Source organism: Pseudomonas sp. L13, from assembly GCF_009935965.1.
Classification (GTDB): Bacteria; Pseudomonadota; Gammaproteobacteria; order Pseudomonadales; family Pseudomonadaceae; genus Aquipseudomonas; species Aquipseudomonas lactis.
The window spans coordinates 111,421-128,477 of record NZ_QODJ01000004.1 but is presented as its reverse complement, the minus strand read 5'-3'; the positions used below and the strand labels follow the sequence as shown (position 1 = coordinate 128,477).

The following is a 17,057-nucleotide window of genomic DNA, read 5'->3' as shown; positions in this document are numbered from 1 at the left end:
CTACAACAAGCGCCGCTGCACCGCCTCATCCAACGTGCTGCGGGTGAGGGCTTGCACCACCTCGTGGGTGTCCTGACGGAAAGGCACGGCAACGATCAACAGCAATTGCATCCAGGTACGCAGCGACTCGCTCTTGCGCACACGGCCCAGCTCCTTGCCGTCCTTGTCCTTGAATACGGTCTCCAGGGTGAAGGTGTTCTTCGCGGTAGAAGGGATAATGAAAAACGTCACCCCGGTGATGATGGCCGACGCCATGCTGAACTGTTCGTTGTTGTACAAGGTGGCCTCAACATAGAGATCCGCCTCGGCCTTATCCGTACTCACCCACGCAAAACGCCCCGACTCACGAAAGCCCTCGGCAACCGTCGCTTCCCCAACCGCTGCCGCAGCCCCCGCAGCCGTATTGGCCGGCCCACCGTTGACCTGATTCATGACCGTGGTGCGCACGAACACCTTCGGCTTTTGCTGCGGCACATTGGCCGTGGGTGGCCACGCCTGCACGGGAGGCAACTCGTTTTGCGAATACGTCACGCAGCCAGACAACAGAACCGCAGCGAGCACCACACAGTGCTTGATTGAACCGATCATTTTTGTTCTTCCTTAAGTTGTGGTTGTGCCAACTTCGCCGTGGCGTTATCGAGCAGGGTTGAAACCAGCTCATTCAACTTCTTGACCCCCATCACCGGCGACCAATACTCCCGCCCGTAAAGCCCCACGTTGTGCTCAAACTTGATCTGCTCCTTGGCGGCAGCCAGTTCTTTGCCGTTACGGTCAACGATCGACAGATCACCGGCCATATCGAAACTGTCGACGTAGATGGGCCCGTTTACCCAAATCCAGATCGTCAGGGTCAATAAAGCCCCCGGGATGTAAGCAGGGTGCGGCGCGCGATGGCCCTTGAGCGATGTCATGTTGAACTTGAGCACCACATCGTTCTCGCCCAGGCGCACGGGGTACTCGGTGACATCCTTGAAATAGCCACCGGCTTTGACGTATTGGTTGAGCTGAAGGGTGAGTGAACGGCTGATGGCGGTGCGGGTGGCGTCGTCAGTGTCTGGGATTGCGACGGAAACGTCGGCGATTTGCGCGGCTCGGGGGCTGCTGACTTTCGCGGGATGGGGAGGAGCGCTCAAAGGACCGGTGACGGTGTAGGAGACGCAGCCGGTCAGGGACAATGCCGTGAGGAGTGCGGCGGTTTTGAGGAGGGTTTGGAGCACGGAATGTCCTTATTGGGTGTTTTGATTTGTTGTGTGAAACTTTTGGGAAAGCGGAATAAGAGGCGCCCTGGGGGATGCCATACACTCTGTATATGCAGATTTTATAAACGGAAGGGGCCGATTTTAAAAAACTGATAATTGCGGGCGTTAAGTAAGTGCCATTCAAATCTATCCCCTTTTTCCCCGAATAGTAAACACAGAGCAGGAATTGGAGACTTCTACGTCGAAATGACCTTTCACAACGTGATCAAAGCCCGCATATACAGGTTTTCCGGTATCACGGAGCGAGGTAGTTTCCATGCATCCATTGGCAATATTTATACGAGATTGCACTCGACCAGGCACAGGTATTGCAGCTTCACCTGCGGCTTTTGCACCAACAAACATTTCGGACTACAACTACCTTAGCCTATTAACACACACCTAATAACCTAAGGTCATCTTTAAGCTCTGCCATCTCATCAGAAGGCAGCTCTTCCAAAATAGAGGAGAGTTCAATCTCCTCTAACAATTTAGAGATGGCATCCAAATGATATTTTTGGACTTTTCTCGGAGATCGTCCTGCCGAAAGAATAAGAGCTATAACTTCCAGCATTAACTTTTCGATAGGCAATTCAAATGCATTTTCAAGCTCGCCATAGGCATAACCCACTTCACTTTCACCTTCAGCCCATGAGCTTTGGTGACTGAGCTTGACTTTGCAATAGCTATAATAGCTACCTAGAAACCAAGCCCGCATTTCACCATAAGTCACTCTATCTTCCATTACGGCGTCTTCCTCGGAGGGCGTAACATAGCCCCCTGATTGTCAAGAATATTAACGGTAATATTGGGGTACTTCGCCTTGAACTGCTCAGCCACATTCAGACAGCTGGCACAAGCCGCTTTCTCCGTAAGGATATTTACTGTTCCTCTGGCGGAGGTATTTCCCCCCAACTGGTCAGCGATATTATCTAGAATTTTATACTCCGTATCGATTCCCCGATAAACCAAGTCTCCTGCCTTATTGGGTACAGATTGAGCGACAAAATTCCCATTTCCGGAGCCGACAAGCCCCTTACCGGCATCAGAAACTTGGCTGTGTGCGGCCATCTGTTTAGGTATTCCCGGTATATCTATTTCCGCGACAGCTACGTTACCACTTCGCCGTAACCCAGACGGCAATCCAGCTCGAACGTCCATGACCCGTTGGGCCATCGGAGCAGTGTCAATCACGGTCGCAGTCGCTTTGGCACCAGGAAGCAACAGCGGTCGAGAAAACGCCTTGCTATAAGAGCCTACTTCACTTACCCCATCCGGGTAAACAACCTTCATAGCATCATCAGAAACGGTAACGACACTCCCCTTCGGCAAAATATTGCCATTGGCTAATGTCACCGTCTCACTCAATTGCACCGTGGTATTGGCCTGAACAACCTTGCTCTCGACGTAAGTCGCACTACCACGCAATACCGCACCACCCGCTTGTTCGGCGAGCTCAGCCTCAACAGTAACCGCGACCTTGCGACCCAACACAGCAACCCGCCCAATCGGCATGACGTCGAGTAAAGTAACGTCCTTCAGCCCTCCGACAGTCGCATCCTTAACACGCTCGCGAGTGCTATCCGATGCATCACTTGATCCATCAAACACACTGATTTCTGGATGCCGATTTACTGCGGCATTAACACCAAAACGATTGGCATCGGCCTGAAGCGTTCCGCCTGTCGGCCCATAAGACCCGGCACCGTTAGCGGCAAATAATCCGCTGTCGGCCTTTTGCTGGGCGGTAGCCTGGAAAGCTATTACCGGTTTGCCATACGCAGTCACAACCGAGCCGTCTTTCCATCGCAGCGGGGTGCCCTGGGCGCTCATTTGGGTTACAACGGCTTGGGCTACAGCCATATCGTGGGAGAACTTTCCAACCAGCGGATTTCCCTGCTGAGTGCCTTGATTCAACTGGGCACGCAAAGCCTCATATTTTTGTGCCGTCGCGTTATCCAGTTGGCTGTCGCTGGCCAGTGTCAGAAGCTCTTCCCAACTGAATCCCGACAGCGTTGGCTGCTGTCGCTCACGAGTGAGTTGAGCCGCTTTTTCCTTTAGCAGACGCTTCTCTTCAGGATGCAGTTGACGGTTATACGCCGTGGCGTCTTTGGCGATATCGATCCCGGTTTGCAGATCGCCGCCAACTATCGCTGCTGCCGTAAGTCCCACCAACTGCGACGCAGCCAGCTCCAGCTGTTTGTCACCCTTCACCAGCGTGCTTAGGCGTTCGCTCAATGCCTCGTTTGCCCCCGCGGCCATCGCCCCCGTAACAAACCCTTCGCCTGCCGCCTCACTGAGCAAGCCACCAACCAGCGCGTGCAGCGTCGTTTTCTCAACGCTCGCTTTATCCCATTCTTTATGATCCGCAAAGTCACCGACCGCATTGAAGGCAACCCCGCGCAGAACACCTTGCGCCTGGGAGACTAGCGATTGTTTGAGGTTGTCACCAAGGCTGCCACCTTGTAGCGCGGTACCAAAGCCCGCTTGTGCTGCGCCCTGAGCGCCTGAATAAGCCGCAAACTTGCCGACATCCGATGCGGAGCTGAGATTAAAGCCTTTCGTGACCTTGTTGACGTTATCACCGGTCACACCAAATGCCGGGTCCAGGACACTTGCCGTGAAACCTGCGGTCAACGCGCCCGTGGCATAGCTGCGCAGGTTATCGCTGGAAGTAATGTCCTTGAACGTCGCGCCAATATTGCCGCCGTTGTTGATAAAGCTGACGGCGCTGTTGCTCGCCACCGAGGTGAGCACCGCCGAAGCCATGACGTTGCCCCAACCGGCCGCCACCGCAGAGGTTGCCGCAGTCGCAGCTGTGGTCGCTGTAGCCGCCGTTGCGGCTGTAGCAGCAGTACCGGCGGCCATGGCTGAGCCCGATCCTGCAGTCGCGCCTGCAAGGGTGCCAACTCCGGAACTCGCGGCCCCTGCTGTCAGTACCGTCACCACGATGATGATCGCCAGCATGGCACCTTGACCGAGGCTGGAGTTGCTGTACTTGAACGACTCATGCACTTCTCGCACTTGCCGCCAATCCACATCCCCACGTTTCTCGGCTTCTTTCAACCACGCCAATTGCGGATCGGCCTTGACCATGACATCAATGGTTTGGCTAACGGTTTGCTGGTCGATCTGTTTGATGTCGATTTTCAGGCCGTCGACGGCTTTGATCGCAAGATTGCCTTGGGCAACCAGTTGCGTTTGGCGCAGCGTCTCATCGGTATTGCCCTTACCCTTGGAACTGTTCCAGACCAAGCTGCTTTTACTTTTCTCATGACTCTCCTGATGGAGATCCTTGACGCCCTCGAAGCTGATTTCTCCACCACTGGCAATGCTCAAGTCCTTGCCACTTTCCAGCTTCGCCACTTGGTACTTCTGATCCCCGCCACTCTCAAGCGTAAGGTCGCCACCGGTTTTGATTTCGCTGGCGATATTCTTCACATCGGTCACTTCATCACGCTTGGTTTGCTTGCCTCCCAAACCACTTTTTTTCTTTCGGTCGTAGAGCGAATAATCGCTGTCCTGCGCGGCCAAAAGGTCGAGATTGCCGCCCGCGACCAAATACGCCTCATCGCCCGCCGTGATCCGACTGGAAATCAGCGCCATATCTTTGCCTGCACTGAGGCTCACATCACCGCCAGCGGTAACAGTGGTGGACACCTGGCTGACATGGTCTTCCTGGCGGGTGACTTTCTTTTTCTTACTGTAGGAGTGCTGTTCGTCAGCCGCCGAGGACAGCAGCAAATTCTCGGTAGCTGCCATGGCCACGTCGCGCTTGGCATCGATCTGGCTGGCGATGGCGTTGATATCACGGGCCGCGACTACGCTGAGGTCGCGCCCGACCTCAAGGGTGGAGCCATATTGAGTGATGGTTTGACTGCTGTTTCTGCTGCCCGGATTAAAGCTATCAACCTGCTGAGCAGAGGCCACATTGACGTCACGACCACCGCGAATAACGGTGTCAGCGCCACTTCTGATCACGCCGCCCACGGAGCTGACATCGCGTCCGGCTCCCATACTCAGGTTGTTAGCCGCCTCAATTCGCGCTGCGCTATCTACAACACCATTCAACTGGTTAACGCCGTTGTAGATCGTCTGATACTGGTTGACCGTGCGCTCGTTGATCACGTCGCCGTTGATCGCCGTCATCTTGACGTCACGCCCGGAAATGATGCCCCCGCCTTTGTTTACCAGGTTGTTACCCGCGAGCAGGTCGATACGCCCGCCTGCTTCGATAAGGCCGCTATTGACCAAGTTTTGTCCCGCAGCAGCCGACAAATTCCGGCTGGCACGCAACGTGCCGCCGCTTGTCAGGTTTTCCCCAGCAATCAGGTTGATGTCGTTCGCTGCAATCAATGCGCCGTTGGGGCCAAGACGGTTGTTGGCTTGAGCCAGGTACAGCACCGGTACCAGGACCTGCTCGCCGTTTACTTCATTTTTTTCAAGCCAGACAATGTCATGGGTCAGGGCCGCTACCTGCGCAGCACTCAAGCTGACACCGACCGCCAGATTCAGCTGTTGCTTGCTCTGGATGGCGTTGTCCATCAGGTACTTGAACAGCTTTTCGTCGGTGTTCATGCCGGCGAGGAAGTGTTGACCCGTGCGTGCTACCACGGCTTGCTGGATAAGTTTTTGTTCATAAAAACCATCACCCAGACGCTTCCAACTGTCATCGGGGTTGTAGCCCAGTTTGGACAGCAAGTAGTCCGAACTCATGAACTGTTTGAGGTCAGTCAGAGCCGGGTTGGTTTCAATCAGGTATTTATTTGGATGACTACGGAACTGGCTGTCCGGAAGGGTTTGAACACGATTGACGGCCTGACTATCAGCCGCACTGGCAAGCGCCGCAACTGGTGTCAAAGTACTTCCGATATTCCCCGGATTACGATTAGGAATCTCAGGGTCTACTGCACCGGAGGCGGGAGCATCTATCTGGATAATGCTGACTTCACCGGCCACACTCTCCACCGGCTGCGCAGCGGTGTTCAAGCCAGTAGTGGCCGCCAACAACCGGGAGGCGCTCAGAGCACTAATATCGGCGCCTTTGCTGAGAGGTAAGTCTTTTTCGCGTTGCTCAACACTAATTTCTGAAGCCCCCATCACCCAACTCTGCGGTGCATTCGAGCTGGCTTGGGATGCACCTTGCCCACTCAGGCGGAACAGTCCGTTTTGACCTTCTGGCAAGCTGAACCCAGGCAGAGCCAGCGGATTTACTTGTTGTTGCGCCAAGTCAGCAGGCAATTGAGCATTTAAGTAAATAACAGTCGCGCTGGTGGCATTGCCCACCTGTGTATCGACAACCCCTTTGGCCGTGCCCACAAACTCCGTATGGGCTTGCAGGCTGCTGTTATTGATAGTGGTTTTGGCGTTTATATCGATCGTTTGCCCCGCCTGAATGATCGACGGCACGCTGCCACCGCCATCCGTGAAGACTTTAACGTCACTTTTCAGGCTGCCCGCGAGTATCTGTGCAGGCACGGCGACTTCGGCACCAATCCCAAACTGCGAATTGGGGCGAGTGGTCGCCTGTCTATCAAAATCATTCAGCTCAAACTTTGTACCGCCTTTGTCGATCTCGTGGCGCATTCCACCGTAGGAATATAAGTTACGAGAGTTTCTTCTTGCATACGTCTCCAGCGGCCCCTCGCCTCGCTCGCTTACCAAGTGGTCAATGTTGCGAACGCCGTCAAATACACGGGACCGTGTAAAACTACCCGACTGCAACGCTAAGTTTTCGAAGGTATCAACGTTTAGCGTAATATTTTTGCCTGCAGAAATGAGCGAAGCCGTATTTGTAAATCGTCCTACATTTGCCCCCAAGCTCCCCGCCACAGAAACCGTAGCTCGCTCTCCCGTGATCGACGATTGGGACTCATAACGCTCATCGACGTAAAAGGTGCCAGAAAGTCTGAATCGGATATCACCCGACAAAAATTTTTCTGCCCCCAAGATCCCGTCAGTTTTGTTGTTAAAACTGTTGGCAGACAATGAGAAGTCACCATCAACGTTAATCGATGACGCTAGATTATTAACTTCATTCGCGCGCCCACCGCTTACCCCGGCAATGTCCAAATCACCGAAGCTATACACAGCGCCTTTTTTTTGGTTGGTGAAGTCGTTAACCAGCAGATCCATATCACGGCCGCTGAATATCAATCCACCTTCATTGCCAAGCGTCGACGCCTTGATCGTCAAGTTCTGAGCGGCGCCCAGGGTGCCGAAGTTGCTCAAGGTATTGACCTTGACGGTCATTACCTCATTGGACGTCACCCGCCCGTAGTTGGTGAGCTGCCCCACATCAATCGACGTAATACCACCACCTGCCAAGCGCCCGGTACTGGCCAGATTTACCTGCGCCGCACTTAACCCAAAAATGCCCTGGCTGGTGGTTCGGCCACCGCCGCTATAGGTCCCGTCCAACGTCACGCTGAGGCTACCATCGCTGGCAATCAACCCCTCGTTGGACCAGTTGATACCTTTGCCCACCAAACTATCGGAAGCCAGCAACTGCCCTTCTGCCGTTTGGTTAAGAGTCTTGACGTTAACGGTCAACCGCCCCGCCTGGATCACACTGCTGTTGGTCCACTCGTCAGCGGTCAACGTCAAGCCCCCACGGGTGATGAGGTTACCCCCAGCACCAGTCAGGTTGGCCATGCTAATGTCGAATGTGCCAGTACCAACGTGCAGTACGCTGCCGCCAGTATTCTGAAGAGTGCCGTTGAGCGTCAGGTCCGTGTTGGCAGTTTCCAGTCTGCCGTTGCGGTTATCAAACACACTCCCAATTTGAAAATCGGTCTTACCGCTCTTGCCCAAAGCCCGCAGTTGCCCGCCCTGGTTATCCACGCTATCCGCCTCGACCTTCAGCGTGGTGTCACTTTCAATAATGCCTTTCTGGTTGTTCAGCGCCCCGCCACTGAGTTTGAGGTCAACCTGCCCGCCTGCCACCTGGCCGCGTACATCACCGCTGTTATCAAAACTGCTGCCGATGACCTTGACCGTCCCTTTGGCGTACAGCCCGCCATCGCGGTTGTCGAAGGCGCCGGTGGTGACGTCGGTGTCGCCGGTTTGCGCGGCGATGCGGCCGCCGTTGTTGTTGAGGCTGGCACTGGTGAGGATCAGGCTTTGGGCCTGGATGATGCCGGCCTGACGGTTGTTGCTCAGGTCGAAGTCGTTGCGCAGCAAGCCACCCAGCGCCTTGGCTTGCAGAGTGCCCTTGAGGCTGGCCAGGGTGCCGCCACGGTTGTCGATGGATGTGGCCTTGATGTCGACAGCGCCGTTTTGCGCGATGACTTTGCCGCTTTGGTTGTCGAGGGCTCCGCTGATGTCGAGGTTCAGGGCGGTCTGGCTTTGGATCGAACCCTTGGCATTGTCGAGGCTGGCGGCCTTGAGTTTCAGGTCGGCGTTCTGGCTGTAGATCAACCCGTCGCCGTCGTTTTGGATGGTGCCGGTGGTGGTGGCCAGCAGCGTGCCGTTGGACGCGACGGTGCCGCGCTTACGGTTGTCCAGGCTGCCCGCGAACAGGGTCAACAAGCTTTGGCTGACCAGTTGGCCGCCCTGGTTGTTGACCTCAGTGGCGCGTTTGAGCAGCAGCGCACCGGCGCTGGCAAGTTTGCCGTCAGTGTTGGTCAGGGCGCCGAGCAGGTCGAGGGTTACGCTGCCGTTGCCGATCAGGTTGCCAGCGCTGTTGTCGAGGCTGGTGCCGATAAGGCTGAGGGCCTGTTGCGCATTGACCGTGCCGCCTGCGTTGTTGAGTGTATGCACGTTCAGATCGAGGGCCGCGCCGCTGTCGATCAATCCACCTTGGGTATTGTTGAGCACCCCGGTGACGGTCAGGGTTTGCCCGCCCGCACTGGAAAGGATGCCTTTGTCGCTGTTGTCGAGGCTGGCAGCTTTGACGGTCAGCGCTTTTTGGCTGACCAGCGCACCGGCGCCGCTGTTGAGCAGGCTGTTGCTCAGCGTTACATCGACGTTGCCAAAACGGCTGGAGACGGTGCCTTGGTTGCGGTTGTCCAAGTCCACGCCATTGATACTGACACCTTGCCAACCCGAAATCAGGCCACCTTGGTTGGTCAGCTTGGTGCCGTCCAGAGTGAGCACAGTGTTGCTGATCAGTTTGCCTGCGCTGTTATCCAGCGTGCCGCCATTGAGGGTAAGGCTTTGCGCGGTGGAAATCTCACCACTCTGGTTGCTCAGGTCGCGCAGGCGTTTGATGGTCAGTTGACCTTCGGTGGTGATCAGGCCCTTGGTGTTGTTCAGGTCACCGCCGCCCAGGTCGATGGCTATCGACTTGCCCAACACAGAACCGCCCTGGTTATTCACACCTGCGCTGTTGAGGGTTAGAGCATTAGCCGCGTTGATCAACCCCTTATCCTGGTTGGTGAGCTGGCCGTCGACATTAAGCAACGTGTCGCCACGGCTGGTCAGGGTGCCACCGCTGTTGTCCAGGGTGGCGGCGCGGCCGTCGACGGACTGGGCGGCAATCAGGCCTTTAAGGTTATTCAGGGCCTGGGTGATGCGCAGGGTCAGGGCCTGGTAGCTGAGCAATTTACCGCTGCTGTTATCCAGGCTGTCGGCGGTCAGTGTGAAGGCTTGGGCACTGGAGATTTCACCGCCCTGGTTGTTCACGCCCTTGAGGTTTTTCAACATCAACAGTGGGCCGTTGATCAGGCCGCCCTGGTTATTCAACTGACCGTTTTTCAGGTCCAGTGCGACAGACGTGTTGCTGAACAGCTTCCCGCCTTGTTGATCCAGGCCGGTGACATTGGCAGTCAGCGCTTTTTCGCTGGTCAGGCGGCCACCGTCGTGGTTGGTCAATTGCCCTGCGGTGATATTCAGCGTGTCGCGGGTGCTGACGTTGCCGGAGTGGCTGTTGTCGAATGCGCCGGTGGTGATGACCAACGCACTTTTGCTGCTCAACGTACCTTTCTGGCTGTTGTCCAGGCTGGTGCTGTTCAGGGTCAGGCCTGCGTCGGTGACCATCTCACCGCCCTGGTTATCGACGGCGCCGTGGGCGGTGACGTCCAATGCCCCAGCACCGGACAGCTTGCCTTTGCGGTTGTTCAGGCTCCCAGCCTCGACGGTCAACAGACCTTCACTGCTCAACCGCCCTTGGTTGTTATTCAGCTCGCCGCTGAGTTCAAGGCCAAGGTCTGTTTGGCTGGTAAGACTACCGCCACTGTTGTCCAGCGTGGCGCCTTCCAGGGTCACACCATTCTGGCCGCTGAGTTGGCCCTTGTTACGGTTGAGTACGTCATCGACGTTCAGCGTCAAGTCGGTCGCGGCGAGCACCATGCCGCCGTCACTGTTATCCAAACCTTGACCGGTTATCTGAACAGCGGCCTTGCTGGAGATCTCGCCGCCCCGGTTGTCCACCTTGGTCATTTTGACGTCGGTCTTTTGGGTGGCGCTCACGTAGCCTTTTCGTTGGTTATCCAGCGTCTGGCCGTCAAGGGATAACGCGCCTTGTGCGATCAACTTACCGTTCTGGTTGGTGATATTGGTGATGTCTGCGGTGAGGTCGCCTTTGCTGGAAATCTCCCCGTCATTGTTCTCCAGGCTGGCCGCCGTCAGCTTCATGCCCGCGTCGCTTACTATCGTGCCCTCTTGGTTCTTGAGTACTCCATCGACGGTGATCGTCAACTGGCCCCGGCTACTCATCATGCCTTCACTGTTATCCAGGCTGGCGCCATTAATCTGCAACGCCGCAGCGGAAATTTTGCCTTTGATGTTGCTAATGGCCTGGTCGATGCGCAGGGTCAATGCCTGGTTGCTGATGAGCTTGCCGTTGCTGTTGTCCAGGCTTTTGCTGGCCAGGGTGAACGCCTGGGTACTGGAAATCTCGCCGTTCTGGTTGTTAACCCCGTTGAGGTTTTTCAGCACCAACAAAGGAGCATTGATCATGCCTTGCAGGTTATTCAGTTGGCCGTTGTTCAGGTCCAGGCTCAGTGACGTCACACTGGTAAGCTTCCCGCCCTGCTGGTCAAAACCGGTGACACTGGCGGTCAGTGCGTTGTCGCTGACGATGCGGCTATTCGCACCGTTGCTGACCTGGCCAGCGGTCAGAGTCAGCGTGTCCTTGCTGATCAGGCTACCGGCCTCGGTATTGTTGAAAGCGCCGGTGGTCACTTTGACCGCGCCCTTGGCGCTGAGTGTGCCGCTGCGGTTCTCCAGACTGGCACTGTTGAGGGTCAACCCTTTATCGGTGGTCACTGCCCCATTGTGATTAGTCAGCGCACCCGTGGCGCTCAGTGCAACAGCTCCGGTACTCGATACTTTGCCTGACGTATTATTTAGTCCGCCGGTTGTGGCGGTGATGCCGCTTTCGCTGGTGAGCCAACCACTGGTGTTATCCACGTCACCGCTATGGGTCAGGGTCAGACCTTGTACACCGGATACCTTACCGCCACTGTTGTCCAGACTCTTACCTTGCAGGGTCACCTTGCCGTTACCGAACAACAGGCCTTCGCTCTGGTTGATGACTTTCGCCACCTTGAGGCCCAAGTCAGTGCCAGCCAGCAGCTTGCCCTTACGGCTGTTATTCAGGTAAGTGCCCGCCAGGTTGACGTCTATGGCGCTGGAGATTGCCCCGGCCTGGTTATTGATGTCATCGACGGTCAGCGTCAGCGCTTTTGTCGCACCTATCGTGCCACCGTTACTGTTATCCAGTGTGCTGCCACTCAGCATCATGGTGCCTGACGCAACCAGCTCGCCCTTTTGCTGATTGAAATGGGTGACATTGGCGATCAGATCGCCTTTGCTGGAGATACGCCCTCCGGCGTTTTCTACTGTCGTCGCGTCCAGGCGCACCGGCCCGGCGGCGCTGAGCAAGCCGCCCTGATTATTCAGGGTCGTGCCCTGGTAACGGACCGCCGCCTGCCCGACCAGCAGGCCTTTGCTCTGGTTGTTCAAGCTGGCGACGTTGAGTTGCATGTCCTTGTCAGCGCTGACATTGCCGCCTCGGTTGTCCAGGCTGGCGGTGGTCAGGGTCAGCAAGTCTTCGCCGCTCAAGCTACCGCCCCGGTTATCGAGGCTGCCCGCCTGCACATCCATCTTGGCTTTGACGCTAAGCAAGCCGCTGCTCTGGTTATCCAGCAGGCCCGCGATACGCGTGGTAAGGCTGGTGTCACTGATCACTTTGCCGGTGTGGCTGTTATCCAGACTGGCGGCGCTGATCGATGCCGCTTGACCGCTACGGAGCACGCCTTGGCGGTTGTTCAGCGCACCGCTTACATCGACCGTCAACCCAGTATCGCCCGTGACCTTGCCACCTTTGTTATCCAAGCTGGCTGCATGCAGTTCAGTGGCATGGGCGCTGGCCACTTCGCCTGTTGTGTTAGTCAACGCCCCATCCAGCCGCAGGATCAAACCCTGCTCACTGAGCAGTTTGCCGTCGCTGTTGTTCACATTCTTTGCGGTGACGGAGAAGCCCTGAGTGCTGGAAATTTCACCGCCCTGATTATCGACGTCGGCCAGGTTGTTCAAGACCAAGGTCGGGCCACGAACCAAACCTGTCTGGTTGTTCAACTGGCCCTTGTTTACGTCCAGGGTCAGCGATGTGGTACTGGTCAAGTGTCCGGTATTGTTGTTCAGGCCAGCAACGTTAGCAGTCAGGGCCTGATTACTGGTAATGCGCCCTGCGGCACTGTTATCCACGGCCTTTGCGGTGAGGTGCAATGTATCCAGGCTGGTGAGTTTGCCGCTCTGGTTATTGATGTCGCCGCTAGCAGTGATGCGCAGGCCCTGATTGGCGGTCACTAAGCCTGCGACGTTGTCCAGCGTGGCGATATTCAGCGTAGCGGCGCCCAGGCTGGACACCTCGCCACTGCGGTTGCGCAACTGGCCGACAGTGGCGATCAGCGGCCCGTTACTGTTGACCAGCCCACCTTGGGCGTTGAGCAATTGGCTGGCGTTCAGCTCAAGTCTGCCCGTGCTCAACACTCGGCCCTTGTTCTGGTTGTCCAGAGTGCCGGCGCTGACATTGGCGGCCTGTTTGGCGCTCAAGGTTCCGCCCTGATTGTTCAGGGTTTGTGTGGCGGTGACGGTCAGGTTACGGCTGGCGACCACGCTGCCGCCGTTGCTGTTGTTGACGACTTGTGCGCTCAGGCTCAGATCACCGATGGCGTTGCGAATGAGGTCCGGATTAACGCCGGACTCGATAATACCGCTGTTGGTCAGTTGGCCGCCGCTGGACAGCGTGATGCGGTCGCGAGCACTGAGTTTGTCTTGATTGTTCAAGTCACCGACGCTTTGCACATCCAGTGTCGTGCCAGAATGTAAATGCCCCTGCGTCTGCACGCTGGCAGCCTTGATGTTGATCGCGCCATTTTCGGTTTTGGCTTGCGCCATCTTCAACTGACCCTTGGCATCGAGCTGAATATCCCCCGCACTGGCCATCAACGCCCCGTCGAGCTTCACCCCAACCCCGGCCTCGGTCCCGACCAGTTTGATCGCTCCGGCATACATCCCACCCAACGCCGTCGAGTCAATCGCCAGCTCCGGCTTGGCACTGCCGTCATTGGCCCGTGCGGTTGCACTCAAGGTCTGCGCATTAACATCATTACGCCCAGCAACCACACTCAAATTGCGCGCATTGATCTGCGCATTGATCTTGGCCGAGCGGGTGATGATTTCGAAGTGGTCAACGTTGCCGGCATCCAGGCCCTGGCCGTCGACGGTCACCGCACCGCCATCGACCTGGTAGCGGTCCAGACGGCCGTTATCGAGGATGGGTTTGCCAGTGGTCAGGGTAACGTTGGGAGTGTTGATGAAGCCGCAGCCGTTGCAACTGATGCCGTAGGGGTTGGCAACGATGACCCTGGCCGACTGCCCCGCCACTTCGGTGTAGCCGCGCAGTTGGCTGGGGCTGCCGCCGTTGACTTCGTTGAGGATGATATTGGCGGCGCGGCCCTGCAGGTTCGGGTTGCCAAGAATGAGGCCGCCCAGTTGCGTGGATTGAGTGCGTTCGGTGGTGTTGTTGAGGATCACGCCGTTGGTGCCGACGTTGTAGTCCTTGAATTGGTTGTGGGACAGCCCACTGCCATTGGGAGTGGCGATGTTCACCACGGGTACGCCATTGCCCGCCACACCCACGGTAGTGCCGGGCGCGCTGACCACGATGCCTTCGGCCTGGGCCAGCAGCGGCTGCCAAAACAGTGCGTTGGCCAGGATCAGCGCCACGCCGCGTTTGGGCAGGCCGAGGAACGCGTCACGGCTTTTCAGCTCGGCGGAAGGCTGGCGGGCCTGAAAGGCAAAGTGGCGAACATCCATTTCAAGTTCTCGTTGCAACTGGGCGTTGAATTACAGGAAAAAATCCATGCGCAAGTAGACCGGTGCTTCACGCTCAAGCAGCGCGGCCGGTCGTTCCAGCGAGTGGGCAAAGGTCACGCTGGTGCTCACGTGTTTGCCGCGGGCGAAGAGCTCAAGCGAGTTGCTCGAGACTCGGCCATGCTCTTCGCGGTTGTAGCGACCGCTACGGATCACGCCTTGGTCATAGCCGACGCTGGCGCCGTATTCACCGAACACCGGGCGCAGCCAACCGAGCGTCACCGGGCGACTCCAGCGCAGGTCATTGCGCCAATAGCCGCCGCTGTCACCATAGAGTTGCTGGTCCTTGAAACCGCGCACCGACGAGGAGCCCCCGAGGCTCAAACGCTGAGGGCTGAACAGCACATCTTCACTGCGCTGGCCGGTGGCCAGGCTGGTGAAACTGAACGACTCACCCCACAGCTTGAACGGCTGCAGGTAGCTGACGGTGGCGGTGTATTTGCGGTACTCCGGGGTGGGGGTGAGATTGCCTTGCGGGTCGCGCTGTTGATCGTTGCTCTGGGCATCGAAGGCACCGATGCCGTTTTGCATACCGATATCGAAGTTGACGAACGCACTGCCGATACGTCGGCCGTGGTTAATACCCAGCTGCAGTTCACTGAGGCGATTACTGCTCTGTCTGATACGGCTGCTTTCGATGTAGTTATTGGTGCGCAGGTGGGACAGGCCGACGTTGACCGACGTCTTGCTCACGGCATCGCGGTGGATCACCCGCTCAGCGCGCAGTTGGTGGTTTTCACTGTCACCCGTTTGCTTGAAATTAAAGCCGTCGCCCTGGGCTACAGAGCGGTAGTCGCTCTGGTTGTAGCTGTAGCTGAAGTTCCACCAGCCCCAGGGCACGTTGTAGTACAGCATCGCGTTCTTGGAGGTTTTCTGGTGGTCGCTGATGGCGTCATGGCCGCCGCGCAGAATCAGCTGATCGGCCAGGCCCAGCGGGCTGTCCCATTCAAAGCCGGTGCCCCACTGCTGTTCGCCAGTGCTTTTCTGGCCATCGTTGTTACGCGACAGGCTGGCACGCCAGGGCTTTTGCGAATTATTTTTCACCGACACAGAGCTGCCGCCCACGGCGTCGCCTGGGGTCAGTTCCATTTGCGCCTGGTTGGATGGCAAACGGTTGAGTTGGTCGACGGCCTGTTCGATTTCCCGCAGGTTCAATATCTCGCCGCTTTTGCCGGGGAAGGCCATGGCCAGCTCGCGCTCTGACAACTTGCTGTTGTCGGCACCCTTCACACCCTCGAGCTTGCCTTCCACCACCAGCACTTGCAGACGCCCCTTGGACATATCCTGTTGCGGCAAGTAAGCGCGGCTGGTGACCAGGCCTTCGTCGATGTAGTAGTTGGTGATGTCCTTGAGCAGCATGTTGAGCTGCGATACGCCCAGGCATTGATCGACGTACCGTTTTAGCAGACGCTCGCGGTCAGCCACAGGCAGGTGATCGGCCCCCTGGAGTTCAATGGTTTGGATCCGGAAGCAACGGCTGTCCACCGGGGCCGTCGGCGCTTGCGGCCTGGCTTCTTTACCGGGCAACTCCTTGAGCTGTTCAATACGCCGCTGCTGCTCTTCGAGGAGACGGTTTTGCCGGTCGCGGATCAGGTCCTGATCGCCAGGCGCAGCAATAGAAGCAGCCATAGCAGAGCTCAATAAACCCAGCGACCCCAGCAATACAATTGAAAAAGACCTCACTCCGAGGTGAAATACCAGCATGCCGATTCCATCCATGCGTGTTTCGCTGGATTAGCCAAACTATTGATCGGAGTGGATACACCCCTAGCCAATGACGAGCCAGGGGGTCGCCGCAGAAGGGGCGAATTCTTGTAGCTGCCTACTTAAACATCTGTAGGAATTTTCCTAAAATAGTGCAGGAGCTTGCTCGCAAGAAAAATCTTGTCTCCCAATTGGACCGCAGATGAACCACACGACAAGCTGATGGCGCAGATGCTACGAGTTAATGACCGGAAATCCGTTCGCTGACCAACCTTACGCGCCAAAGTGCTTTTGCCAGACCCAGGTTCACCAACAATCATCACCCGTTGCATCGAAGCTCCTTCTCACTACGCAAGCTGCATTTTTTGGGGTAGCGAGTTACGTCAATATCTAACCCATAGCTGACACGCAGGTGTTCACAAGCCGTTTCTCTACAGTGCCAGGTAGAACGCTACAAGATCTTCGTGGGTCGACGGGGACAATGTTTCGTCCGCTTGGCAACGAAGAATCGATGAACACAAACCACACTGGATGACGATAACGTCCCGCTCCTGCTCACTACGATTGGGTGAGCCACCCTGCAGAGTTGCGGAGTGCAGTGCCAGGCAAGCGCCGGCGTCACATCAGGATAAAGCGCGGTTTCGATAGATGTGTCGGTTTGAATGCTTCGTCTCACAGGACAGAATGTCGTCCCTTCGATAGCAGTAGCGTTCGCCGTTCGCTTACGTTTGATTTTCTATAAAACGTACGCGATTCAAGAAGCACTACCGAGGGTGACCGATTCACTGAGGT

Annotated in this window: 5 protein-coding genes and 1 pseudogene; all 6 read right to left on the bottom strand. The window is 56.7% G+C overall.

The window, feature by feature from the left end; genetic code table 11:
• Window positions 1–588 carry a hypothetical protein gene (locus tag DK871_RS04405; RefSeq protein ID WP_161904103.1) on the bottom strand — a complete coding sequence of 196 codons (588 nt, stop codon included), beginning with the start codon at window positions 586–588 and terminating at the stop codon, window positions 1–3.
• Window positions 585–1,217 carry a hypothetical protein gene (locus DK871_RS04400; RefSeq protein WP_161904102.1) on the bottom strand — a complete coding sequence of 211 codons (633 nt, stop codon included), beginning with the start codon at window positions 1,215–1,217 and terminating at the stop codon, window positions 585–587. Before DK871_RS04400 ends, DK871_RS04405 begins: the two co-directional genes overlap by 4 nt.
• 412 nt (window positions 1,218–1,629) lie before the next feature.
• The gene (gene imm2 / locus DK871_RS04395) at window positions 1,630–1,983 is read right to left on the bottom strand and encodes an Imm2 family immunity protein (protein WP_120248602.1); all 354 of its coding nucleotides are present in this window, start codon (window positions 1,981–1,983) and stop codon (window positions 1,630–1,632) included.
• A complete protein-coding gene (locus DK871_RS04390) occupies window positions 1,983–14,504 on the bottom strand; it encodes a deaminase domain-containing protein (RefSeq protein WP_161904101.1) in 12,522 nt (4,173 codons plus the stop codon). Before DK871_RS04390 ends, imm2 begins: the two co-directional genes overlap by 1 nt.
• A 30-nt stretch (window positions 14,505–14,534) precedes the next feature.
• Complete coding sequence (locus DK871_RS04385) at window positions 14,535–16,190, bottom strand: ShlB/FhaC/HecB family hemolysin secretion/activation protein (RefSeq protein WP_256677370.1); 1,656 nt, start codon at window positions 16,188–16,190, stop codon at window positions 14,535–14,537.
• A 332-nt stretch (window positions 16,191–16,522) separates the two neighbouring features.
• A pseudogene (locus DK871_RS29610) lies at window positions 16,523–16,597 on the bottom strand (AAA family ATPase); the annotation flags it as partial.
• Window positions 16,598–17,057 lie beyond the last annotated feature (460 nt).

Excerpts from the sequence above, each read along its gene's own strand:
- DK871_RS04405 (WP_161904103.1), bottom strand. The coding sequence starts at position 588 with ATGATCGGTTCAATCAAGCACTGTGTGGTGCTCGCTGCGGTTCTGTTG.
- imm2 (WP_120248602.1), bottom strand. The coding sequence starts at position 1,983 with ATGGAAGATAGAGTGACTTATGGTGAAATGCGGGCTTGGTTTCTAGGT.
- DK871_RS04390 (WP_161904101.1), bottom strand. The coding sequence starts at position 14,504 with ATGGATGTTCGCCACTTTGCCTTTCAGGCCCGCCAGCCTTCCGCCGAG.
- DK871_RS04385 (WP_256677370.1), bottom strand. The coding sequence starts at position 16,190 with ATGGCTGCTTCTATTGCTGCGCCTGGCGATCAGGACCTGATCCGCGAC.